At 68.6% G+C, this 22095-nt stretch carries 21 protein-coding genes, 1 tRNA gene and 1 pseudogene; 10 read left to right on the forward strand and 13 right to left on the reverse strand.

Annotated features, from left to right (window positions below):
* Positions 1 to 146 precede the first annotated feature (146 nt).
* Positions 147 to 383, forward strand: a pseudogene (locus QH270_RS23710) (integrase core domain-containing protein); the annotation flags it as partial.
* 84 nt (positions 384 to 467) lie between these two features.
* Here the strand turns inward: QH270_RS23710 and QH270_RS23715 are convergent.
* The 3 genes from QH270_RS23715 to QH270_RS23725 all read right to left on the reverse strand — a co-directional run bounded on the left by QH270_RS23715 (position 468) and on the right by QH270_RS23725 (position 2616).
* Positions 468 to 1574, reverse strand: a complete 1107-nt coding sequence (locus QH270_RS23715; protein WP_280346286.1) for a DUF6670 family protein — start codon at positions 1572 to 1574, stop codon at positions 468 to 470.
* Positions 1571 to 2065 (reverse strand): SRPBCC family protein, encoded by a 495-nt coding sequence (locus QH270_RS23720; protein ID WP_280346288.1) that lies wholly within the window; start codon positions 2063 to 2065, stop codon positions 1571 to 1573. Before QH270_RS23720 ends, QH270_RS23715 begins: the two co-directional genes overlap by 4 nt.
* Positions 2066 to 2229: 164 nt before the next feature.
* Positions 2230 to 2616 (reverse strand): winged helix-turn-helix transcriptional regulator, encoded by a 387-nt coding sequence (locus QH270_RS23725; protein WP_348537685.1) that lies wholly within the window; start codon positions 2614 to 2616, stop codon positions 2230 to 2232.
* A 116-nt stretch (positions 2617 to 2732) separates the two neighbouring features.
* Here QH270_RS23725 and QH270_RS23730 point away from each other — a divergent pair, with 116 nt between their 5' ends.
* The 4 genes from QH270_RS23730 (at position 2733) to QH270_RS23745 (ending at position 5954) form a co-directional block, all read left to right on the forward strand.
* Entirely contained in the window at positions 2733 to 3014 is a 282-nt protein-coding gene (locus QH270_RS23730; protein ID WP_280346290.1) for a hypothetical protein, read from the forward strand.
* 92 nt (positions 3015 to 3106) lie between these two features.
* On the forward strand, positions 3107 to 4375 hold the full coding sequence (locus QH270_RS23735; RefSeq protein ID WP_280346292.1) for a DNA cytosine methyltransferase: 1269 nt from the start codon (positions 3107 to 3109) through the stop codon (positions 4373 to 4375).
* Positions 4376 to 4389: 14 nt separating this feature from the next.
* Positions 4390 to 4656 (forward strand): helix-turn-helix domain-containing protein, encoded by a 267-nt coding sequence (locus tag QH270_RS23740; protein ID WP_280346294.1) that lies wholly within the window; start codon positions 4390 to 4392, stop codon positions 4654 to 4656.
* Complete coding sequence (locus QH270_RS23745) at positions 4656 to 5954, forward strand: site-specific integrase (RefSeq protein ID WP_280346327.1); 1299 nt, start codon at positions 4656 to 4658, stop codon at positions 5952 to 5954. Before QH270_RS23740 ends, QH270_RS23745 begins: the two co-directional genes overlap by 1 nt.
* On the opposite strand, the gene QH270_RS23750 is transcribed toward QH270_RS23745, so the two are convergent.
* Positions 5917 to 5993 (reverse strand) — tRNA-Pro (locus QH270_RS23750). The two genes, QH270_RS23745 and QH270_RS23750, sit on opposite strands and share 38 nt — an antisense overlap.
* Positions 5994 to 6080: 87 nt before the next feature.
* Entirely contained in the window at positions 6081 to 6725 is a 645-nt protein-coding gene (locus QH270_RS23755; protein ID WP_280346295.1) for a dihydrofolate reductase family protein, read from the reverse strand.
* 58 nt (positions 6726 to 6783) lie between these two features.
* On the opposite strand from QH270_RS23755, the gene QH270_RS23760 reads away from it, so the two are divergent.
* Positions 6784 to 7299 (forward strand): winged helix-turn-helix transcriptional regulator, encoded by a 516-nt coding sequence (locus QH270_RS23760; protein WP_280346296.1) that lies wholly within the window; start codon positions 6784 to 6786, stop codon positions 7297 to 7299.
* A 6-nt stretch (positions 7300 to 7305) separates the two neighbouring features.
* On the opposite strand, the gene QH270_RS23765 is transcribed toward QH270_RS23760, so the two are convergent.
* Entirely contained in the window at positions 7306 to 8919 is a 1614-nt protein-coding gene (locus QH270_RS23765; protein WP_280346297.1) for a sigma-54-dependent Fis family transcriptional regulator, read from the reverse strand.
* A 156-nt stretch (positions 8920 to 9075) separates the two neighbouring features.
* Here QH270_RS23765 and QH270_RS23770 point away from each other — a divergent pair, with 156 nt between their 5' ends.
* Positions 9076 to 10191, forward strand: a complete 1116-nt coding sequence (locus QH270_RS23770) for a Zn-dependent alcohol dehydrogenase (RefSeq protein WP_280346298.1) — start codon at positions 9076 to 9078, stop codon at positions 10189 to 10191.
* Positions 10192 to 10209: 18 nt separating this feature from the next.
* Positions 10210 to 11718 (forward strand): aldehyde dehydrogenase family protein, encoded by a 1509-nt coding sequence (locus tag QH270_RS23775; protein ID WP_280346299.1) that lies wholly within the window; start codon positions 10210 to 10212, stop codon positions 11716 to 11718.
* Positions 11719 to 11803: 85 nt separating this feature from the next.
* On the opposite strand, the gene QH270_RS23780 is transcribed toward QH270_RS23775, so the two are convergent.
* On the reverse strand, positions 11804 to 12931 hold the full coding sequence (locus QH270_RS23780; RefSeq protein WP_280346300.1) for an NADH:flavin oxidoreductase: 1128 nt from the start codon (positions 12929 to 12931) through the stop codon (positions 11804 to 11806).
* A gap of 110 nt (positions 12932 to 13041) precedes the next feature.
* Here QH270_RS23780 and QH270_RS23785 point away from each other — a divergent pair, with 110 nt between their 5' ends.
* Complete coding sequence (locus QH270_RS23785; RefSeq protein ID WP_280346301.1) at positions 13042 to 13485, forward strand: MarR family winged helix-turn-helix transcriptional regulator; 444 nt, start codon at positions 13042 to 13044, stop codon at positions 13483 to 13485.
* Between the two features lie 3 nt (positions 13486 to 13488).
* Here the strand turns inward: QH270_RS23785 and car are convergent, their stop codons facing one another.
* The 6 genes from car to QH270_RS23815 all read right to left on the reverse strand — a co-directional run bounded on the left by car (position 13489) and on the right by QH270_RS23815 (position 21326).
* A complete protein-coding gene (gene car, locus QH270_RS23790) occupies positions 13489 to 16974 on the reverse strand; it encodes a carboxylic acid reductase (RefSeq protein WP_280346302.1) in 3486 nt (1161 codons plus the stop codon).
* A 195-nt stretch (positions 16975 to 17169) separates the two neighbouring features.
* Positions 17170 to 17763: a TetR/AcrR family transcriptional regulator gene (locus QH270_RS23795; protein ID WP_280346303.1), complete on the reverse strand. Its 594-nt coding sequence runs from the start codon at positions 17761 to 17763 to the stop codon at positions 17170 to 17172.
* A 64-nt stretch (positions 17764 to 17827) separates the two neighbouring features.
* On the reverse strand, positions 17828 to 18208 hold the full coding sequence (locus QH270_RS23800; protein ID WP_280346304.1) for a carboxymuconolactone decarboxylase family protein: 381 nt from the start codon (positions 18206 to 18208) through the stop codon (positions 17828 to 17830).
* Complete coding sequence (locus tag QH270_RS23805) at positions 18205 to 19083, reverse strand: NAD(P)-dependent oxidoreductase (RefSeq protein WP_280346305.1); 879 nt, start codon at positions 19081 to 19083, stop codon at positions 18205 to 18207. The genes QH270_RS23800 and QH270_RS23805 overlap by 4 nt, the downstream gene beginning before the upstream one ends.
* The gene (locus QH270_RS23810; protein ID WP_280346306.1) at positions 19080 to 19829 is read right to left on the reverse strand and encodes an SDR family oxidoreductase; all 750 of its coding nucleotides are present in this window, start codon (positions 19827 to 19829) and stop codon (positions 19080 to 19082) included. The genes QH270_RS23805 and QH270_RS23810 overlap by 4 nt, the downstream gene beginning before the upstream one ends.
* 27 nt (positions 19830 to 19856) lie before the next feature.
* On the reverse strand, positions 19857 to 21326 hold the full coding sequence (locus QH270_RS23815; RefSeq protein WP_280346307.1) for an aldehyde dehydrogenase: 1470 nt from the start codon (positions 21324 to 21326) through the stop codon (positions 19857 to 19859).
* 117 nt (positions 21327 to 21443) lie between these two features.
* On the opposite strand from QH270_RS23815, the gene QH270_RS23820 reads away from it, so the two are divergent.
* The gene (locus QH270_RS23820; protein WP_280346308.1) at positions 21444 to 22037 is read left to right on the forward strand and encodes a TetR/AcrR family transcriptional regulator; all 594 of its coding nucleotides are present in this window, start codon (positions 21444 to 21446) and stop codon (positions 22035 to 22037) included.
* The last annotated feature ends 58 nt before the right edge of the window (positions 22038 to 22095 follow it).

The raw sequence follows: 22095 nt of genomic DNA on the forward strand, positions 1-22095 counted from the left end.
GATCCACTGTGCACCAGGAGATGTCGCCGCCCTGCGGGTCCAGCACGAACCGGGCGGTCACGTTATGCGCGAGCACCGCACCGTGGAGGTGGAGTGGCCTTTGGGTCGTCCCGCAGTGCCACTGGTGAAGCGCAAGAGTGCGGGTCGGTTCCATCGGCAGTGTCGGCGCGGCCGGCGACAATGCCGCGATGGAGCGCTTCTTCAGCCTGCTTCAACGCAACGTCTTGGACCGGCAGCGATTGAACACCCGCGAGCAGCTCCGGATCGCGATCGTCACCTGGATCGAACGCACCTACCACCGGCGGCGACAGGCCAGGCTTGGCCGGTCGACCCCAATCGAATTCGAAACCATCGTGTCCCCAGCAGCCCGACAGGCTGTTTAACCGCTTTCACCCGATCCTGCAGCAGCCCCGAACGACCGACGGCGGCCTGATGAGGCAGGTCCTTCGTCTGCCGCTGCGTCGGCGCTATCGGTTGAGACGGCTCGTGCCTTCGTCGGTGACGTCGACGTATTCAGCGTAGCCGCGGGTGTTGATGCTGCGTCCATCGATTTCGATATCGGCCTGGTATCCGGCGATGTATCCGCGGCCGACACCGAAACATGCTGGGGTGTCATATGTTCCGACGACTTCGACACGGTCGCGTACACCGAACCGGAAGCGGTGGGGCAGCAGCATTTCATGGTTGCCGGCGCTGTCGGTCGATGGTGCGTCCTGGTATTCGAGGACTTCGTAGAAGGTGCGGTCAGTAGCGATCTCGTTGACGCGCCAGTCGCCGTCGCCGGAGAGAGTGCGGAATTGCACCACGTCGCCGACGCGGTCGCCTAGCATGCCTACCCGGCAGAACAACAGCTGAGCGTCGGTGGACAGTTCGACCACGTGATAGGTGAAGAAGTCGACCGGCGCCTTGTAGCGCCAAGGGAGCAGGCGATCACGCAGGGCGTAAGGGCCCACGCAGCGTGCGTATTCGATGTTTCCCACACCCGACACCTCGACGCGGGCATCGGGTGTCTGGATCCAGCCGGTGTATTGCCCGAGCAAGCTCAGGTGATCGTAGGGCTGTCCCTGCACGAACCACGTTGCGCGTTCAGCGAGTGCGAACTGCAAGCGTGCGGTCAGGCCGGGAATGCCGATATCGACGACGAATTCCGGATAGCGTCCACTGATGGTCAGCTCCGCACCGAAATGCAGTCCTTCCCCGATGGGTCCGAAGACGCAGTCATCGCGCAGGGACACGATGCCGTAGTACGCCGCGTCCGCGGTGGAGATCGACACGGTGGCGGTGTCGCGTGGCGTCGTTGTGACGACATCGTCGACGTCGAACGCTCGCTGTCCCGGCATTCCTGCCATCACCATGACACTCAAATACTGGTGCGGGGCAGCAAGCTTGGGGATCATCACCCCGTAGTGTGTCCAGCCGTAGAAACGATGTCCGGGCATCGGCAACAGTGGGTAGGAGCTGTCGAACGCGCGCGTGGACAACTTGGCGCCGCGTTCGGCGAAACCGAGGACCGTATGGCGGGTTCCGGCGAGAATGAACCGGGTTGCCGCATTTTGGAGCGCAAGTGCTTTCATCGTGCATCACCGTCGCGCAGCTGCGTCAAATGGGTTCTCGTGTCCCGGGCAAGGCGATCGATCGTGGTCTGTGCCGCTGGGCGTGCCAGCTTCTGCAACGGCCGCGGTAGCCGGGGCTCGATCAGAAAGTCCCAGTCCAGCCGGCTGCCCGACTCTGTCGGTATCACGCGATACCGCTCACCGAAGCGGCGGAACACCGGGACTGTGCACGCTTGCACCGCGAAAGCGTTCTCCAGCCGGTCACCCCGCTCCTCCCACAGGAAGTAGCGCTCATGCACCGACAGCCCAGGCGCCACTGTCACAGTGCGCCGCGAGTCCACGCCACACGGTGAACCGGCTTCCCATCGGCACTCGCGCAACACCGAACACCAGTACAACGGACGCTCACCGTGCGACTCTCGCCACACCGTCTGCGCCGAAGCCGGCGACGTCACCGAGAATCCGTATCGACTCTCCTGCCAGCGGGGATCGTCGAAAAACGACTCCTCCACCCTCTGTAAACGGAACCTTCGCACGTCGAAATCTCCCTTCCAGGGTTTGAGGTCACCTCCCCCGAACTGTGACGACAGTACCCCACAATCGGTTCGAAATTCGAACCGACGTGAGCAGAAGTGCATCGCAAAACATCGCCGTGCGGGTCAGCGGCGTTCGAATTTCAGGGCAGGCGGTCCAGATCGTCGATGGGGTTGCGCTGGAAGCTCTGAACGCCCAGGTGCTGGGCCCAGCTGCGCGACCACGCCTTGAGCGGGGCGAGCGCATAGAGCAGCTCGATCCCGATCGGGGTCAGCCGGTACTTCCCGTCAGTCACGGTTTCGGCAACACCGACCGACACCAGCTCACGTAACCGGGTTGACAGCACACTCGAGGAAATCCCCGCAAGACTACGCCGAAGCTCTCGAAATCCGACCGGATCTCCGCGTAGCTCCCACAGCACAGTGATCGCCCAACGGCGACCCAACAGATCGAAAGCCGCCATCAGAGGCTGACCAGAACTCGATCCTCGGACCGGAACCCCCGGCCTGGGAGGCATTGCTTCACTCATCGACCCACCCTATAAGCGGTTCGGAATTGCGAGCGGCATAGGTCGGCGACATTCTGTCTTGCGCGGGCCGAGACCCAGTCCGAGCACACCGACCAGATTCAGTCGTGGACTGCGGCGTGTTCCTCCATGAGCGCGGTCAGCTCCGCCTGGTGCGCTACCTGCAGGGAAGACTTGTCGAATCCCTGCATCACCACAACGCCGACCTTCTTACCCAGATCGATCGGATCTGGAGTGAGCCCGATCGGGCAGCCGCAGCGACGACGACCAGCATCGAGCGGCTCGAAGCTGACCTCACCGAGGCCCGGACCGCCATTCAGCCCGAACGCATCCGTGCGGACTCAGTCCAAGACGAACTCGCCGCCGCCAGGCTCGGCCCCGGCCGCCCGCGAGCGAGCTGACGAGCTACGCACCGAGCTCGCCGACGTCCGGCACCTCGGTACTGCCGGTCAATGACGATTCACTCACCTCTACCGTTGCGACGCATCGGGCGATGCCGCCGAGGAGTGAGCTGGCCGACCCCTTTCCGCCCACCGATGTGCTGTGGGCATCCCCGAAATGCACCAACCACTCCGTGGCCCGCGGCCGGCGCCGCAACATCGACTCCACCCACGACCTGTTCGGCGAGGTCCTGCCCGACGCCGCCGCCGAGCGGTCGCGGGCGACGATGTGGGACGTCGTGCGCTTCGCCGAGCACCACCGCTACCGCTCCGTTGTGGTCGAAAACGTCGTCGACGCAGCCAAATGGGTGCTGTTCGACGCGTGGCTGACCGCCATGGACGCCCTCGGCTACCGCCACCGCATCGTCTACCTCAACAGCATGCACGCCGCCGCGGCCGGCGACCCCGCCCCGCAGAGCCGCGACCGCATGTACGTCGTGTTCTGGCGCACCGGAAACCCCGCGCCGGACCTGGACCGCTGGACCCGCCCGCGCACCTGGTGCACCCACTGCGACCACGAGGTCACCGCCGTGCAGGCGTGGAAGAACCCGGCGCGACCCTGGGGTCGCTACCGCGCCCAGTATGTGTGGCGGTGCCCGTCGACCAGCTGCCGCAACGCCGTCGTCGAACCGCGCTGGTTGCCCGCGGCGTCGGTGATCGACTGGAACCTGCGCGGCCAGCGCATCGGCGACCGGTCGAAGCCCTTGGCCGCCAAGACGATCGCCCGCATCCAGGCCGGTCTGGCGAAGTACACGAACGAGGCGTGCCTGGTCCCCGCAGGCGGGACCTGGCGCACCGACCCGACACCGGTCCGGGACCCGTTCGCGGCCCGGACAACCCGCGAGACCGATGCACTGCTGGTGCCCGTCGAAGGCCGCGACGGCAAGCACGCAATGCCGGTCACCGCGCCGGTACGAACGATGACCACAAGGTCGGAAACCGCGGTGCTGGTGCCCTACTACGGCAACGGCACCGCCCGCACCGCCGAGGCGCCGCACGGCACCGTGACCACGAAAGACCGGTGGGCCATGGTCGTCCCGCTGCGCAACCACAACACCGCCAAGCCGCTGACCGAGCCGCTCGACACGGTCGCCGCCGCGGGCAACCACCACGGCCTGACAACGGTCGCCGCCGACCTCGACGACTGCGAGTTCCGGATGCTCGAACCCTACGAAATCAAGCGCGCCATGGCATTCGGCGCCGATTACATCATGCGGGGTAGCCGGCGCGAGCAAGTTCGCCTCGCCGGAAACGCCGTCACACCACCCGCAGCACGAGACCTGATCAGCGCTGTCGCTGAATCGCTCATTCCGAATTCGTGAAAGGAGACCAGACGATGGAGGAGAGGACCACGATTGGCGGGGGCGCGCTCGCCGATGTCGGAACGGTCGGCGCACTGGCGTTGTCCGCTGACGGTTGGTACACCACGGAGGAGGTCGCGGCGCTGCTCAAGGTCGACCCGTCGAGCTTGCGACGCTGGAGGACCGCGGTTCCACCGCAGGGACCGCCGTTTGTTCACCTTTCCGGCAGGGTGACCCGGTACCTGGGCACGGATCTGTTCGCGTACCTGCGCCGCAACCGGACCGATCCGGCGGCGGCGTGATGGACTCGAAGGCAGTTCACGCCATTCCGCTCGGTGTCGATATTCGCGCCGACATCGAGGAACGGAACCGCGCGAAGCCATTCCGGGCGCGGGTGCGCTGGACCGATCCCACAACGAAGGCGCGGCCGTCGAAATCCGAGTCTTTCGATACGCGTGAGGAAGCCGAATCGTGGGTCGAGCGGATCAAGAGTGCCGCGGCCCGCGGCGTCGACCCGAAGATGGCGACCGCCACGCTCGCCGACTACGGCAAGGCGAGCTGGGAAACCGCGATGCGTGGCATCGAGGCCAAGACCGTCGGTGATGCCTACAAACCGGCGTGGGCGCGTCGAGTAGTTCCGGCGCTGGGCCACCTGCCGGTCACGATGGTCAGCGCAGGCATCGTCGACCGGGCAGTGATGAACTGGATCGCGACCGGCGTCAGCAAGTCGGCGGTGAAGAACAGCCTCGCCGCGTTGGCGCGCGTGCTGGATCAAGCCGTCCGTGACGAGGTGATCGACCAGAACCGCGTGAAGATCACGGGCTGGCAGGGACAGTACGAACGGATCGAAGACGAGCTGGACGACCCGCGGGCGCTGGCCCTGCCGGACTGGTCGACGCTGACGACGCTTGCCGACGCCCTCGTCGCCGCGTCCTCGGACGAGTTTCGCGGCTGGGGTGATGTCGTTCTGTTCGCGGCCTGCACTGCGTCGCGAATCGGTGAGGTGTCCGGAGTCAGAGTGAAGGACATCGACACCGAGCAGTGGATCTGGAACCTGCGTCGGCAAACCTCCCCCGGCCCCGGCGGCATGGTGGACAAGGGCACGAAAGGCAAACGGTCTCGCCGAGTTCCGATCATCGACGAACTCCGGCCGATGCTGGCCAACCGAATTCGGGCACGGCAGGACAAGCCCGACGCGCGCCTGTTCATCGGCCCCCGCGGCGGACGCATCCAAACCGGAGTCCTGCAGAAGGCAACGCACTGGGACGAAGTGGTAACCCGCCTGGGCTACGACCACCTACGGCGACACGATCTGCGCCATACCGGACTCACCTGGTTCGCCGACGCCGGCGTGCCCCTGCACAGGCTCCAGCAGATCGCCGGGCACACCGACCCGCGGATCACCCAGCGATACCTGCACCCGGACATCGTCGCGCTGCAGAAGGACGGCGACATGCTCTCCGCGCACCTGAAAACACCCAGACGGTCCCCAAATGGTCCCCAACTTCGACTGGTCCGACCAAGAAAAATCCCCTCCGACCCAGGTCGGAGGGGATTTTTCTTGGTCGGGCTGACAGGATTTGAACCTGCGACCACCTGACCCCCAGTCAGGTGCGCTACCAAGCTGCGCCACAGCCCGTCTTGCCCCCGTTGCCGGGTGCTCGAAAAGATTACCGCACGACTCTCCGTAGGTACTAATCGGCTGGTAGAGGGGCTGTTTTGGGTGTCAGGGGCGCCAGAAGAAGTGGTGGGTGACGCCGCTGGGGCTGAGGACGTGTTCGTGGTGGAAACGGTCGGTGAGTTCGTCGGGGGTGGTCCAGAGGCGTTCGCCGCGGCCGAGGGTGATGGGGGCGACGGCGACGTGCATGGTGTCGATCAGGTCGGCGTCGAGGAAGGCGCGGACGGTGGCGACGCCGCCGCCGATGCGGACGTCCTTGCCGTCGGCGGCCTCGAGGGCGCGGGCGAGGGCGTCCTTTGGGGTGGCGTCGAGGAAGTGGAAGGTGGTGTCGGAGAGGGTGAAGGAGGGGCGGGGGTGGTGAGTGAGGACGAAGACCGGGGTATGGAAGGGCGGGTTGTCACCCCACCAGCCCTGCCAGTCGTGGTTCTCCCACGGGCCGCGCTGAGGTCCGAACTTGTTGCGTCCCATGATCTCCGCGCCGATGTTCACCGCGTAGTCGCGGATGATGTAGTCGTCGAGGCCGTAGGTGCCGCCGGGGTCGGTGCGGTTGGGCCAGTGGGCGGTGGCGCCCGCCCAGGACATGAAGTCGGCGGGGTCGGCGTGGCCGAACGGACGGTCGAGGCTCTGGCCCTCGCCTGCGCCGTAGCCGTCGGTGGAGACCGCGAAGTTCTGGACGCGTACCTGAGGTGACATCGGAGACCCTTCTGATTGCGTTCTGCAAGTAGTTGCGAACGTACTCTAGACTGATCTCGTGACGCAACCAGTTTCACCGAAAAAGTTGCCGGTGCCGCCGGGGAAGTCAGGATGCCCGATCAACCGGACGGTCGAGCTGCTCGGTGATCGGTGGAGCCTGATCGTGGTGCGCGACATCATGTTCGGCGGCCACACGCACTTCCGCGAGTTGCTCACGGGATCGATCGAGGGCATCGCGTCCAACATCCTGGCCGCACGGCTGGCGAAACTGGTCGCGGCGGGGCTGCTGACCCGCGATGACGATCCGAGCCATCGGCAGAAGGTCGAATACCACCTGACGGAGGCGGCGATTCAGCTCGTTCCGGTGCTGGCACAGCTCGGCGCGTGGGGTGCGGCCTGGCTGGAGACGACGCCGGAGCTGACCGTGCGGGCCGAACTCCTGGCCGCGGGCGGGCCGCCGCTGTGGGAACGGTTCATGGACGAATTGCGCGCCGTTCATCTCCACGGTGCGCCGGCCCCGGCCGACGGCGTCCTCGCGGAATTGACCGCCGCCTACCTGGCGACGAAGGGGTAGTGCCGATCAGTACGCGGTGATCCGGAGCGCGCGCATCTTGGCGTACAGCGTGGTGCGCGAGATTCCCAGGTCCGCAGCGGCTTTGACCTTGTTGCCATTGTTCCTGCGCAGGCTGTCGACGATCACGTCGCGTTCGGCACGATCGATCGGCGCGAGCGGGCGGGCTGGTTGCTGGGTTCGGTAGGCCTCCGGGAGGTCGCTGATCACCACAGCTCCGGTCCGCCGGTTCCGTACGACGTGGGCGACCACGGCGTGCAGCTCGCGCAGATTCCCCGGCCAGTCGTGGGCGGACATCGCCGCGAGCGCGCCGGGGGTGAAGTGCAAGGACGCATCCGCGCCCGCTTCGCGCAGCATCGTCGCGACGAGCTCGGGGATCTCGCCGCGCCGCCGGGTCAGTGGAGCGAGCACCACCCGGTCGGTGCATTCGCCCGCCAGTGCGGCGGCGGGACCGGACAGCGTCTCGGTGGGGCCGCTGACGAGCACGATGCGCGGCAAGCGCCGCTTCGCGACCTGGGTTTTCACCACCTCGATGAGCTCGTTCGGCAGCAGCTCGAGCCCGTCGACGCAGACCGACCCCTGCCGGGTGCGGACCAGGGCCGCGAAGTCGCGCGCCCAGGCATCCACGCCGTCGAGTAGTGCGTCCGCGGCGGTGAGCACGGCCACCGGCTGGTCGGTGGCGTGGGTACGGGCCGCCCTCGACCGGCCGGAACCCGGCGGGCCGGTGATCAGCAGGGGCGCACCGGTTTCCGGCACCCGGCTGGCGTGTTTCGGCGCTTGCCGCTCGTGCGCCTCGACGTTGAGCAGGGTTCCGCCCGCCGCCCCGCCGACTCGGGTGGCCTCGACCCGCACGGCGATCCCCGACTCGAGCGTCAGGTCGACCACGGCGGTTCGCCGCACCTCCGTGGCGAGAATCCGCAGGAGGGTGAGGTCGGTCGGCCCGAGCAGGTCGGTCGCGAGCTGGTTGGACATCAGCAGATCGCGTCCGATCGCCACCACCGCGCGCCGCCGGACCTTGGCGACCTGGAACGCCGCGAGCAGTTCCCGGTCGGAGACGCGGCTGCTGTCGAGCAGACGCTGTTCGATATCGGCGACCGTCCGGCCGACCAGTGGCGCCAGCAGCGGGCTCGCCGCCTCGGCGGCGGTCGCGATGTTCAGGACCCCTTCGATCCGCCGGGTCGTCGGGTGGAAGATCGGATGACCGAAGCAGCTCAGCTGACGCAGCGGAAGCGCGAAGTGCTCGCCCCCGTTGACCGCGACGCTGGTGCGCGTCTCGAGGACCACGCCCGGCGCGGTGGTCCCGATGGCTTCCTCCAGCAGCGAGGCGCCGACGTCGACGCCCATGTGGTCCAGCGTCTGCCGCGCGTGGCTGCTGCCACAGCCGCGGTGCGCGATGCGACCGTCGCGATCGACCACCATCGTCGTGAAATCGGTACCTTCCAGACGCTGGTTGAGATCGGCGAGCACAGGCAGGGCGGCGGCCATCAACGGACTCGTCTCGTCCACCTCGCCGTAGGTGAGCCGATCGAGCGCGGAGGACGGCTCCAGACCCGCCAGTGCGGCCCGGCGCCAGGACGCCGCGATCGGATCACGGGTGGCACCGGTGGTGTCGAACTCGCCCATCGCACCTCGCTCCGCCCGATCCGGTCATGCACAACCGTAGCAAGAGTGTCCCGGGTCACGACTGTTCAGTTCTTGAACACTCGTGACCTCGGGAAATTGCGACTGTGGTCTCCATCACGTCCAGTTCGCGACGTCGACACGATCAGGAGAGCAGTCATGAAGACCAAGGCCGCAGTCGTCTATCAGGTTGGCAAGCCGATCGAGATCGAGGAGCTCGAGCTCGACAAACCTCGCGAGGGCGAGGTGCTCATCCGGTATCTCTACGGCGGCCTGTGCCATTCCGATGTGCACATCGCCCGCGGTGACCTGGAGGCGCGGCTGCCGATGGTCCTCGGCCACGAAGGGGCGGGCATCATCGAAGACGTCGGCCCCGGCGTCACCCGGGTCAAGCCCGGCGACCACGTCGTCTGCTCGTTCATCCCCAGCTGCGGCACCTGTCGGTACTGCGCCACCGGCAGGCAGTCGATCTGCGACATGGGCGCGACGATCCTCGACGGCTACCTCCCCGGTGGCCGATTCCCGCTGACCGGCCCGTCCGGTGAATACGGCGCGATGTGCATGCTCGGCACCTTCAGCCAGTACGGCGTGATCCATCAGAACTCGTGCGTCAAGGTCGACGACGACCTTCCGCTGGACAAGGCGGTCCTGGTCGGCTGCGGTGTTCCCAGTGGTTGGGGGTCGGCGGTCAACACCGCCGAAGTGAGGCCCGGCGACGTGGTCGTGGTGTTCGGTATCGGTGGCCTCGGCATCAACGCGGTGCAGGGCGCGCGATACGCGGGCGCGAAATACGTCGTCGCGGTCGACCCGCTGCGGAACAAGCGCGAGCGCGCGCTCGAACTCGGCGCGACCCACGCCTTCGCCGATGCCGCCGCGGCACAGGAGAAGATCGTCGAGCTGACCCGAGGCCAGGGCGCGGACGCCGTGATCCTGATCCCCGACCTGCTGACCGCGGAGATCGTGCAGGCGGGTTTCGACGCCGTCGGCAAGGGCGGGAAGGTCGTGCTGACCGGCCTGAACAAGCTCGACGAGATCAACATCCAGTTGCCCGGATCGATCATGACCCTGTTCCGGAAGGAACTGCGCGGCAGCCTGTTCGGCGACTGCAACCCGACCGTCGACATCCCGAAGATCCTCGGCCTGTATCAGAGCGGCGACCTCGCCCTCGACGAGCTCGTCACCCGCACCTACACCCTCGACGAGATCAACCAGGGCTACGACGACCTGCTCAACGGCCACAACATCCGCGGCGTGCTCGTGCACAGCCATTCCTGACACCCACCGGAGGCAGTGATGACCGAAGTACTGAACTCGACGGATACGCCCGTCTTGCCCCACGTCCGCGACTGGCTGACGACACCGAAGAAGTTGTTCATCGGCGGACAGTGGGTCGACGCGCTGTCCGGCCGCACCTTCGAAACCCGCGATCCCGCCACCGGTCAGGTCCTGACCGAGGTCGCACACGCCGAGGCGGCCGATGTCGACCTGGCGGTTCGCGCGGCACGCAGGGCCTTCGAGGGCGAATGGTCCCTCTGGACTCCCGCGCAGCGCCAGCGCCTGCTGTTCCGGGCGGGTGAGGCGATCTTCGCCAACGCCGAAGAACTCGCGCAGCTCGAATCCCTGGACAACGGCAAGTCCGCCGCGGTCGCGCAGGCCGTCGACATCACCTGGGTCGCCGAATTGTTCCAGTACTACGCCGGCTGGGCGACGAAGATCGAGGGCCGCACCATCCCGGTGTCGGTGCCGTGGGCGCCGGGAACGCAGTGGCACGCCTACACGCTGCGCGAACCGGTCGGGGTGTGCGGCGCGATCACCCCCTGGAACTTCCCGCTGCTGATGGCCGCGTTCAAGATTCCCGTCGCGCTGGCCACCGGCAACACCGTCGTGCTCAAACCCGCCGAGGACACGCCGCTCACCGCGCTGCGTCTCGCGGAGATCCTCGCCGAGGTGGGCCTGCCCGACGGAGTGTTCAATGTCGTCACCGGATACGGCGACGCGGGTGCGGCGCTGGCCGCGCACGACGACGTCGACAAGATCGCGTTCACCGGGTCGACCGAGGTCGGCAGACTGATCGTGGACGCGGCCAAGGGAAATCTGAAGAAGGTCAGCCTCGAACTCGGCGGCAAGAGCCCCCAGGTGGTGTACGCCGACGCCGATCTGGACCTGGCGATTCCCGGAACCGCGTCCGGCTTCCTGTTCAATCAGGGCCAGACCTGCACCAGCGGGACCCGGCTGCTGGTGGAGGACAAGATCTTCGAGGAATTCACCCAGGGCGTCGCCGAGGTCGCGGCGGCGAGCAGGCTCGGACCCGGTTTGAACCCGTCGACCGATGTGGGTCCGCTGGTGTCGCAGACGCAGCTCGATCGGGTGCTGGGCTACGTCGACCAGGGCCTGCGCGACGGAGCCCGCGCGCTGACCGGCGGCAGACGCCACGGCGACCGCGGCTACTTCGTCGAGCCGACGGTGCTCGTCGACGTCGACTCGACGTTCAGCGTCTACCGCGAGGAGATCTTCGGACCGGTGGTGGTGGCGACACCGTTCTCCGCCGACCGCGGTGTCGCCGCTGCGGCCAACGACACCCCTTACGGGCTGGCCGCGTCGGTCTGGACGCGTGATGTGTCGAAGGCGCACCGTACCGCGCGCCAGATCAAGGCGGGCACGGTGTGGATCAACGCGCACAACGCCTTCGACGCGGCGTTGCCCTTCGGCGGCTACAAACAGTCCGGGTGGGGCCGTGAACTCGGGGCGTCCGCGATCGACGCCTACACCGAGCAGAAGTCGGTGAACGCCTTCCTGGGCTGATCGGTCACAGCTCCGGTACCGGACTCGGTGCGCGGTACCGGAGCTCGATCGGCCCTCGCGCCCGTGACGGCGGCCGAAAACGCGGCTAACTCAGGGTCTTCAGCGCCGAGGCGTCGTACGGCTTCAGCTCGTCGACGCGGCCCGCGAGGACCTTCGCCGCCCACTCGGGGTCCTGCAGCAGGGCACGACCGATCGCGACCATGTCGAACTCGTCGCGCTCCATCCGGTCGAGCAGGTTGTCGATGCTGCCCAGTTCGGCGCCCTCGCCGGTGAACGCGCGCAGGAAGTCGCCGTCGAGGCCGACGGAGCCGACGGTGATGGTGGGCAGGCCGGTGAGCTTCTTGGTCCAGCCGGCCAGATTCAGGTCCGAACCGTCGAATTCGGGAAGCCAGTAGCGGCGGGTGGACGCGTGGAAGGCGTCGACGCCCGCGGCGGCGAGCGGAGCGAGGATCGCCTCGAGCTCCTGCGGGGTCTCGGCCAGGCGCGCACGGTAGTCCTGCTGCTTCCACTGCGAGTAGCGGAAGATCACCGGGAACTCCGGCGACACGACAGCGCGGACCGCGCCCACGATCTCGGCCGCGAACCTGGTGCGCGCCACGGGATCTCCGCCGTAGGCGTCGTCGCGCCGGTTGGACCCGGCCCACAGGAACTGGTCGAGGAGATAGCCGTGGGCGCCGTGCAGTTCGACGCCGTCGAAGCCGATGCGCTCGGCCGCGGCGGCGGCGTCGGCGAACGCGCCGATGACGTCGTCGAGGTCGGCCTGGGTCATCGCCTTGCCCGCGCCCTCGGTGCCGTCGATGCCGATGCCGGAGGGGCCGACGGCGGGAGCGTCGGCGAAGGGCGGCTCACCCTGATTGCGGACCATGCCGATGTGCCACAGCTGCGGCACGATCGTGCCGCCGGCGGCGTGCACGTCGGCGGCGACCTTCGCCCAGCCCGCGAGTTGTTCCTCGCCGTGGAAGCGCGGCACCCGAGCGCTGTTGCCCGCCGACTCGTGGCCGACATAGGTGCCCTCGGTGACGATCAGCCCGACACCCGCAGCGGCACGGCGGGCGTAGTAGGAACGCACGTCCTCGCCGGGGACTCCGTTCGGCGAGAACATGCGCGTCATCGGCGCCATCGCGATGCGGTTCGGGACGATCAGGCCGTTCAGCGCGACGGGCCGGGACAGGATCTCGGCCGTGCGGGCGACCTCGGAGGTGGTGACGGTCACAAAGCGCTCCTGTAGCTACTTGACAAAGTCGATGGTTGAGAACTTCAAGCAATGCACACCGTAGGGGGAACTATTTGAGATAGTCAAGTATTTGTGGATAGAGTGATCTCATGGCAGACGCTCTCCGCACCGACACGGCCCAGCTCATGGAGCTGCTCTTGGTGTCGCTCGGCGCCTACTACGGCGATTTCACGGTCGCGGCCGCGAGCGAGAACCTGACGGCGAGCCAGGGCAAGACGCTGACGGTGCTGCGCAGGCGACCGGCCTCGATGCGCGCCCTGGCCGAGATCCTGACCTGCGACGCGTCCAATGTCACCGGGATCATCAACCGGCTGGAGAAGCGCGGTCTGGTGCGCCGCGAAACCTGCGCGTCCGATCGCCGGGTGACCAATTTGGTCCTCACGCCCGAGGGCGAGCAGGTCACCGACGCGATCCGCGCGAAGATGAGCGCCACCAGGGCCGGGCTGGACCGGCTCGATGAGCAGGAGCGAGAGGTGCTGGCCACGCTGTTGAAGCGGGTCTTCGTCCCGCCACGTGACGCTCGCCCCGAGTGACCGTCAGCCGAGCAGGCCCGATCCGGCGAGATCGCTGACGTATTTCCCGATCAGCTCCGGTCCCAGGTGCGGAATGTCGTGCTCGGCGCCGATCCGGGCCGCGCGCACCGCTGCCCGGAAACCGTCGGCGGGCAACGCCGACCCCGCGAGCGGCCGACCAGGGCGGCGGTAGGCGTGCAGCAGCGGGAGCAGTGTGTGCCTGCGCCGGTCCTCGGGCAGCGCGCGCAGAGCGGTTTCGAAACGGGTGAACCACTCGTCGTAGTCGGCGATCCGGTCCACGGGATGGCCCGCCTCGATCAGCCAATCGACGAACACGTCGAGGGAGATGCCGTCGTCGTGCGGGTTGACGACGTCGTAGGTGCGGTAGCCCGCGGTCGCCGCCGCGCCGAGCCCGGTGACCGCGGCGGCGACGAAATCGGCGGGCAGTCCGTCGTAGTGCGCGCGCTGCCGCTGCCCCCGGGAATCGGTGCGGTAGAACGACATCGGCGCGAGACCGGTCACCAGGACGCTCAGCAGCAGCCGGGTGAACACGTCGGGGACGTTCAGCTGGCCGGGGTGGTCGCTGTGCGCCAGGATCATGTCCGAGCGGAACACCGCCACCGGCAGGCCGAAGCTGTCCGACGCCGCCCGCAGCAATACCTCGCCCGCCCATTTGCTGTTGCCGTAGCCGTTGGCGTAGGTCTCGTCGAGGCGGCGCACGGGACTCATGGTCCGCACGTCACCGTCTTCGGCGAACGACTCCCCCTGCGCCGCGACCGCCACCGTCGACAGATAGTTCACCGGTTTCCGCGTCGCGGTCAGCGCCAGCCGGATGACCTCGGCGGTGCCGACGACGTTCGGGCCGAACAGCTGCGCGTAGGGCAGCACGTGGTTCACCAGCGCCGCCGAATGCACGATCAGGTCGACCTCCTCGGCCAGGCGTTGCCAGGTGGCCGCGGCCAGGCCGAGATTCGGCTCGCCGATGTCGCCGGGTACCACCTCCAGCGTTTCCGCGGCCAGGGAGCGGTAATGCCGGCTCAGGACGCTGTCGGTCTCGAAGACCGCGTCGAGGCGGGCGCGAGCGGAGGTGGCGTCGCCGCCGCGCACCACGCAGATCACCCGGCCGCCGAGGGGGGCGAGGCGTTCGAGCCAGGTCAGTAGCAGGAAGCGACCGAGGTAGCCGTTCGCGCCGGTGATCAGGACCGTCGTCGCGGGCGCGGTCGCAGGCGAAAGGTGGTGTGCCGCGCGCAGAGTGGCGGTGTCCAGGAACGCGGCCAGGGTCAGGTCGTCGGCGCGGATGGTCCTCGCGCCGGCTCCGTGCACCGTGTCGGCGTCGACGCGGCGGGTGCCCGGTTCGCGTTCGCGGCGGATGTAGCCGGCGAGCCGGGCCAGGTCGGTGTCGGGCGCGAGCAGCACGTGCACGGGGACGTCGACGTGGAGCAGCTCTCGCAGCAGGGTCGAATACGACAGTGCCGCCAGTGAATCCCCACCCAGATCACCGAACCGCGCCTCCGGGCGCAGGTCGGTGGCGGCGCAGCCGAGTACCGCCCTGGCCGCACGAGCGACCACGTCGTCCACCGGGAGCCCGGCGGCGTCGCGGCGCAGACTCGCCAGCTCCGCCTCCTGATCTCGCGCCACCTCGTCGTACAGCGCGTCCAGTCGCGCACCGTAACGCTGTTTCAGCATGGGCCGCAGCAGTTTTCCGACGCCGGAGAGCAGTCCGTTCGCGATCGTGAACGGTTCCGGCTCGATCAGGAATTCGCGCGGGATCTCGTAGGGCTCCAGGTCGGCCACCGCGGCGGCGCGGTGCAGGGACGCGGCCACCGCCGCCCGCAGCTCGTCGGGCGGTCCGGCGAGGGCGGCCTCGGTCGGCACGACGACGGCGAGCAGGTACGCGCGTTCACTGCTGCCGTAGACGTAGATCTGGCGCACCAGGTCGGCGCCGGCGAAGATCGCCTCCAGCCGCGAGATCGTGACGAACTCGCCCTGCGACAGCTTGAGCACGTTGTTGCGGCGGTCGACGTAGGCCAGCCGATCGGGGGCCAGCTCGGCGACCACGTCCCCGGTGCGGCAGAAGCCGTCCTCGTCGAAGACCTCGGCCGTCACCTCGGGGCGCCGATAGTAGCCCGCGATCATGGTGGTCGACTTCAGTAGCAGCTCACCGCGCGGATACGGTTTGTCGGTGCGGAAATAGCCGAGTTCCGGGACGTCGACGAGTTTGTAGTCCAGGACCGGCGGCCGCATCACCTTGGTGTCGAAGATGACGCCGCCGCCGGTCTCGGTGGAGCCGTACCCGTCGTGCAGACGTAACCGCAGCACCGACTCCACGAAACTCCGCAGCTCCGGCGCGATCGGCGCGCTCCCGCACAGCACGGTCATCAGCCTGCCACCCAGGAATTGTTCGCGCAGTTCGGCTTTCACCTGGTTTTCCAGCGCCTCCAGGTCCACCCCTGGCCGCGTGCGGCGTTCGACCTCGGTCCGGAACCGCTGCAGGATCATGTCGCAGACCCGGGGCACCAGGAAGATCTCCGTGGGCCGCACCAGGGCGATGTCGTCGAACAGGGTCGACATGTCCGGTGCCGCCGCGAAGTACGCGCTACCGCCGCGCGCGAGGGTGGCGTCGAGCGTGAGTCTGGCCGCGATGTGGCTCATCGGCAGGAAGTTGACGTTGATGACGGCGATCGGTCGTGTCGGCTGCCAGCCCGCGGCGACCAGCCGCTGGGTGTACATCGCGCCCTTGGGCGTGCCGGTGCTGCCGGAGGTGTAGATCAGCATGGCGAGGGGGTCCTCCCCCGCCGCCGGCACGGTCAGCGGCGCGGGGTCCAGCGACCGGCCACGGGTGACCGTTTCGTCCACGGTGTGTACCGCGACCGTCGACCCCGCGGCGGTGAGCCGGGCACGTGCGGCGGCGAGGGCGTCGCGATGGTCGTCGTCGTCCGGACGATGGTCGAACACCAGCAGCGTGTGTGGCGCCGAGCCCGCGAGGACGACCTCGACCGCGATCGCCAGCTGGGCGGTGTCCACCGCGAACACCCGGGGCGCCGTTTCGTCCAGGATCGACCGGAGTTGCGCTGGTCCGGCCCCCGATTGCAGGGGCACCGCGACCGCGCCGAGGTGGATCGTCGCCAGGCCGAGCACGGTGTAGTCGGCGCCGGTGAATCCCAGGGTGGCAATGAAGTCGCCCGCCACGACACCGTCGGCGTGCCAGGCCGAGGCGAGGGCTCTGGCCCGATCCCAGATCGCGCCGTAGGTCAGCAGCTCGAACTCCGGCACCAGGTGGCGGGTGCGGCGGCCCTGCGCCACCACCGGTTCGGTGCGCCGGACGCCCAGCGCCGGCCGGTCGCGGTAGGCGGTCATGACGGTCGAGACGAGCTGTGCCAGTGGCAGACCCGGGGTGGTGACGACCCTGTGCACCTCCGCGTCCGGTGTCGCCGCGCGGATCTGCGCGTCCTCGGCGTAGAGCGACTTGATGCGATCGGCCAACCGGCCCGCGTCGAGGTCGACGGTCATGCCACACCCCTCCGGCGAGCCGGCACGCAGGCGAGGCGAGCCGCTGTGGAAAGGGAACGTCCGTGGACGACGGGAGCGCGCACGACTCCGTCGGCGGTCGCGATCTCGGTGGTCACCATGGGCCCACAGTACGTGGTACCAGCGGTACCGCGCAGGGTGTTCGATCGACGGTCCGTGCTCGCGCCCGGGCGGAGGTCAGTCGGTGGCCGGCTCCTGGAGGACGCGCAGCGCGGCCCGCTCGATGCGGTCGGCGATCTGTTCGTAGGACCCGTAGCCCATGCCCGCCCGCACCAGGGCGCCCGCGTAGATCAGCTCGAGCCATTCGATGACCTCGTCGTCGGCGTCGGGACCGAGCGCCCGCGCGATCCGGCCGCGGATCTCGATGCCGATCCGGGTGCGCAGGTGTTCGACGTCGGGGTCGCCGCCGAGCAGCGCACTGGTGACGGCTCCCGAGAGCTCTTGTTCGTCGGCGACCAGCAGCGCGATGGTGCGCAGCTCGGCGAGCACGCGCACGGTCGGGTCCGGGTCCTCGCTGGCCGGTGACGGCGAGGCGAGCAGCCGCCGCCAGAAGATCTCGGCCACCAGGTGTTCCTTGGACGAGAAATAGGTGTAGGCGGTCGCCGTGCCGACGCCCGCCTCCGCCGCGACCAACCGGATCGTCATGCCGGAGAAGCCATCGCGGGCCAGCACGCGCAGGGCGGCCTTGGTGAGCCGGTCGACGGTGTCGGCCTGCTTGTCGGTCAAACGCCGCCGCGTCGCTTCGAGGCTGATGGAATCGCTTTCGGACATGCGTCTGGATGCTACTCGCCGGTTCGGCGCGCCCGTCCGACCGCACCGCGTGCGCGCGTGCCCGCTACTTCTTGCGGCGTTCCTGCGCGATCACCTTGCCGACGGCACCGTCCAGCTTGGTGCCGGCGGGCCAGCCGACGTAATGGCAGAGGAACAGGGCGATCTCGCGCAACTGATCCTCGGTCAGCTCCTCGTTGCGCAGCGCGGCGCCGATCTGGATCTCGGCGATGTCGAGATGGCCCTGCGCGGTGACGGCACCGAGCAGCAACAGCCTGCGGTCCCGCACCGACAGCCCTGGGCGCGACCAGATGTCGGCGAAGAGGTGGTCGGCGGTGACGGCGAAGTGCTCGCCGGGACCGTCGGCGAAGTCCCAGCCGTAGACCTCGCTCATCTTCGCCAGGCCGCGCTGCCTGACCTCGCCGGGGGTGGTGCCGTCGGTGGTCATGAGGTCTCCTTGTCGAGAACGGATCCGGCCACGCCGAGGCCTTCGGCCAGCCGGGCGATGGCCAGGTGTGTGAGGGGCAGATCGACGCCGAGCCGCTCGCCGAGGTCGACGGCCAGGGACAGGTCCTTCTCGCCGAGGTCGCGTACGTGGCTGAGGATCGGGAACCAGAAATCGTCGGGGTCCAGCTGGGCGGTGGTGTCGCGCAGCATGATCGCGCCCGGCCCACCGGTCACCGCGTCGGAGTGCCGGACCACCTTGCCCAGCGCGGTCAGGCTGAGTCCCGCGGCCTCGGCCAGGCGCTGGGCCTCGGTGGCGGCGGTGAAGGAGATGAAATGCAGCAGATTGCGCGCCAGTTTCATCCGCGTGCCCGCCCCGACTCCCCCGGCGTGCACGATCAGGTCGGCGAACAGGCCGAAGGGCTCCCTGATCCGCGCGACCGCGGTGTCGGTGCCGCCGACCATCACGGCCAGTGTGCCGCCGGTCGCGCCGGGCGCACCGCCGCTCACCGGCGCGTCGACGAATTCGACACCCTGTTCGGCGCAACGCGCGGCGAGTGTTTCCGCGGTTCGGTCGCTGATCGTCGAATGAACCGCTACGACGGTGCCGGGCTCCGCGACCCCAAGGAGGCCGGTGACGACATCGGTCACCTGGGCGTCGTCGACGACGGTCACGCAGATGACCCGCGCGTGCGCCGCCAACGCGGCCGGATCGGCGACCGCCCGCGCCCCCGCCTCGACGAACGGCGCGGTCGCCTCGGCGCGCACATCGCAGACGGTGAGCCCGCCCGGCCAGGCCAGCAGGCGGCGCGCCATCGGCGTGCCCATGTTGCCCAGGCCGATGAAACCGACCGGGAGATAGCCGCTCTCGGTCGTCATCGGATGATCTGCCCGCCGTCGACATTCAGGATCTGGCCGGTGACCCAGCTCGCCTCGTCGGACAGCAGGTACAGGCAGGCGCCGACGAGGTCCTGCGGCGTGCCCATCCGCTTGATCGGGATGCGGGACACCATGTCCTTCACCAGGTTTCCCGGCGTGACGGTCTGGGTGGCCTCGGTGTCGATGGGGCCCGGGGCGATGGCGTTGATCCGGATCTTGGAGCCGCCGAGCTCGGTCGCCAGCTGCTGGGTGAGGCCGTTGATCCCTACCTTGGCCAGACCGTAGAACCCGGAGTACAGCCAGGCCGCCGTGGAGGACTGGTTGACGATGGAGCCACCACCCGCCGCCATCATCGGCTTCCACACCGCGCGCGTCATATTGAGCGCGCCGTCGAGGTTCACGCTCATGAACTTCTTGTAGTAGTCCCACGGCACGGTGAGCAGCAGGTCGAGCTTCATCTCGCCGTAGATCGCGGCGTTGTTGACCAGGTGATCGATGGCGCCGAACTCGGCGACGGCGGATTCGGCCAGTGCGACAGCGGATTCGGGGTCGGCCACGTCGACGTGCCGGAACACGGCGGTGCCGCCGTCGGCGACGATCCCCGCCGCCACCTCGGCGCCGCGCTCGGCATTGAGATCGGCGACGACGACATTGGCCCCCTCCGCGGCGAGCGCCGTGGCGTAGGCCGCGCCGATGCCTTGGGCCGCGCCGGTGACGATCGCGGTGCGACCGGTGAAACGTGCCATGGTGGTTCAGCTCCTATGGGTTGTGGGTCAGGCGGGCGTGGCGACGAGCTTGGTCTCGAGGTATTCCTCGAACCCGGCGACACCCATCTCCCGGCCGATGCCGGAGTGCTTGTAGCCGCCGAACGGCGCGTCGGCGTGGTACCAGAGGCCGCCGTTGACGCTCAACGTCCCCGTCCGCACGCCGGCGACCACGCGCTCGACGCGCTCGGGATCGGTGCCCCACACCGAACCGGACAGCCCGTAGGGCGAGTCGTTGGCCAGCCGGATGGCGTCGTCGTCACCGTCGTGCGGGATCACGACGAGCACCGGTCCGAAGATCTCCTCCTGCGCCACGGTCGCGGTGTTGGGGAGTCCACTGATGACGGTGGGCTCGACGAAGAACCCGCGCTCCCGATCGGCGGGCCTGCCGCCACCGGTCTCGATGCGCCCGCCCTCGGCCCTGGCGAGCTCGAGGTAGCGCTCTACCCGCGCGCGTTGCTGCGCGGAAATGACCGGCCCGCAGACAGTTCCGGCGTTCGTCGGATCACCCGCGGCGAGCCCGGACAGTGTCGAGGCCGCGGCGGCGACGGCCGCGTCGTAGGCGGCCCGCGGCACCAGCAGCCGGGTGGTGAGCGCGCAGCCCTGGCCCGCGTGCACCGCCACCGTGAACGCGGTGTAGCTCGCGGCCGCCGCGATATCGGCGTCGTCGAGTACCACCGCCGCCGACTTGCCGCCGAGCTCGAGGAAGGTTCGTTTGAGGGTGGCCGAGGCGCCGGCCATGACCGCGCGGCCGGTCTTGGTCGACCCGGTGAAGGTGATCATGTCGACGCGGGGGTCCTCGACCAGGCGCGCGCCGATGCCGTGGTCGGAGGAGGTGACGATATTGAGCACGCCGGCGGGGATGTCGGTGTGTTCGGCGATCAGCGGACCGAGCACGGCGGCGCACCACGGGGTGTCCGGCGCGGGCTTGAGCACGACGGTGTTGCCCGCCGCGAGCGCGGGCCCGATCTTGGCCAGGTTGATCTGGTGCGGGAAATTCCACGGCGTGATCGCGCCGACGACCCCGACGGCCTCGCGCCGGATCACCCGGCGGCTGGCGACGCCCATCAGCTCCCTGGTTCCGAGATCCGTTTCCCACGTGTAGTTCTCGGCGAGATCGGCGGCGTAGGACAGGTCGGCGATCGGGCCTTCCAGCTGCGGTCCGCTGGTGAGCATCACCGGGGTGCCGACCTCGGCGATCGTGAGCTCGCGCAGTTCTTCGAGGTGTTCGCCCATGACGTCGCGCAGCTGACGCAGGCAGCGGGCGCGGAAAGCCGGGTCGCGCGACCAGCTGGTCTCGTCGAAGGCCGTGCGGGCCGCGCCGATCGCGGCGTCCAGGTCCGCGGCGGAGGCGTCGGCGGCGTAACCGAGGACCTCCTCGGTCGCCGGGTTGATGGTCGCGAAGACGCCGGAACCGCCGGGGATCAGCTTGCCGCCGATCAGCAGTGGCGTGCCTTCGGCGGGGACGAGGCCGTTCATAGCAAGGCTCCGATACTTGTCTGGACAGGTGTACGGAATATAGTTCGGATTCCGGAACGGGCGCAAGGAAATCGGCGCCATTTGTCCGAACATCAGTCTGTAGTAGCATCCAGACACATGTCCGAAATCGCGCCTACCGGCATCGAAGCAACTCGACGACGCTTGACCGAGAAACAGGCCGATACCGTGGACCGCCTGACCGCGGCGGCGATCGAGGTGCTGTCCAGGGAGGGCTATTCCGGGACGACGATCCGGCTCGTCGCCGCCGCGGCGAGCGTGGGTACCGCCACCGCGTACACCTATTTCTCCTCCAAGGAACACCTGATCTCCGAGGTGTTCTGGCGCCGCCTGGTCGCCATGCCGCCGCTGGACGACAGCGCGGCCGACCCCACCACGCGGGTGGTCGCCGTGCTGCGGCAGGTGTCGATGCTGGTGGCCGACGAACCCGCGCTGGCGGGCGCGGTCAGCAGCGCGCTGCTCGGCGACGATCCGGACGTGCGGCACCTGCGCTTGCGCATCGGCACCGAGATCCGTCACCGGCTCGCCGGCGCGCTCGGCACGCGTGACCCCGAACAGCTCGCGGCGCTGGAGCTCCTGTACTCCGGCGCGCTGCTCCAGGGCGGCATGGGCTTGCTGTCCTATGCCGAGGTGGCCGATCTGCTCGAGGCCTGCGCGCGCCGCCTGCTGACGGATCCCGCCACCGGCGCCTAGCCGCTCCGAATCCACGGAAACCTTGTCGGGCGGCGCACGGCCGTAGTACTGTCCAGAC

This window comes from Nocardia neocaledoniensis (genome assembly GCF_029868625.1).
In the GTDB taxonomy this organism is placed as follows: Bacteria; Actinomycetota; Actinomycetes; order Mycobacteriales; family Mycobacteriaceae; genus Nocardia; species Nocardia neocaledoniensis_A.

Coding starts and splice junctions, on each gene's coding strand:
- QH270_RS23815 (WP_280346307.1), bottom strand. CDS start 21,326: ATGAACGGCCTCGTCCCCGCCGAAGGCACGCCACTGCTGATCGGCGGC.
- QH270_RS23745 (WP_280346327.1), top strand. CDS start 4,656: ATGGACTCGAAGGCAGTTCACGCCATTCCGCTCGGTGTCGATATTCGC.
- QH270_RS23725 (WP_348537685.1), bottom strand. CDS start 2,616: ATGAGTGAAGCAATGCCTCCCAGGCCGGGGGTTCCGGTCCGAGGATCG.
- QH270_RS23795 (WP_280346303.1), bottom strand. CDS start 17,763: ATGTCCGAAAGCGATTCCATCAGCCTCGAAGCGACGCGGCGGCGTTTG.
- QH270_RS23800 (WP_280346304.1), bottom strand. CDS start 18,208: ATGACCACCGACGGCACCACCCCCGGCGAGGTCAGGCAGCGCGGCCTG.
- QH270_RS23755 (WP_280346295.1), bottom strand. CDS start 6,725: ATGTCACCTCAGGTACGCGTCCAGAACTTCGCGGTCTCCACCGACGGC.
- QH270_RS23775 (WP_280346299.1), top strand. CDS start 10,210: ATGACCGAAGTACTGAACTCGACGGATACGCCCGTCTTGCCCCACGTC.
- QH270_RS23740 (WP_280346294.1), top strand. CDS start 4,390: ATGGAGGAGAGGACCACGATTGGCGGGGGCGCGCTCGCCGATGTCGGA.
- QH270_RS23715 (WP_280346286.1), bottom strand. CDS start 1,574: ATGAAAGCACTTGCGCTCCAAAATGCGGCAACCCGGTTCATTCTCGCC.
- QH270_RS23820 (WP_280346308.1), top strand. CDS start 21,444: ATGTCCGAAATCGCGCCTACCGGCATCGAAGCAACTCGACGACGCTTG.
- QH270_RS23765 (WP_280346297.1), bottom strand. CDS start 8,919: ATGGGCGAGTTCGACACCACCGGTGCCACCCGTGATCCGATCGCGGCG.
- QH270_RS23735 (WP_280346292.1), top strand. CDS start 3,107: ATGCCGCCGAGGAGTGAGCTGGCCGACCCCTTTCCGCCCACCGATGTG.
- car (WP_280346302.1), bottom strand. CDS start 16,974: ATGACCGTCGACCTCGACGCGGGCCGGTTGGCCGATCGCATCAAGTCG.
- QH270_RS23805 (WP_280346305.1), bottom strand. CDS start 19,083: ATGACGACCGAGAGCGGCTATCTCCCGGTCGGTTTCATCGGCCTGGGC.
- QH270_RS23770 (WP_280346298.1), top strand. CDS start 9,076: ATGAAGACCAAGGCCGCAGTCGTCTATCAGGTTGGCAAGCCGATCGAG.
- QH270_RS23785 (WP_280346301.1), top strand. CDS start 13,042: ATGGCAGACGCTCTCCGCACCGACACGGCCCAGCTCATGGAGCTGCTC.
- QH270_RS23810 (WP_280346306.1), bottom strand. CDS start 19,829: ATGGCACGTTTCACCGGTCGCACCGCGATCGTCACCGGCGCGGCCCAA.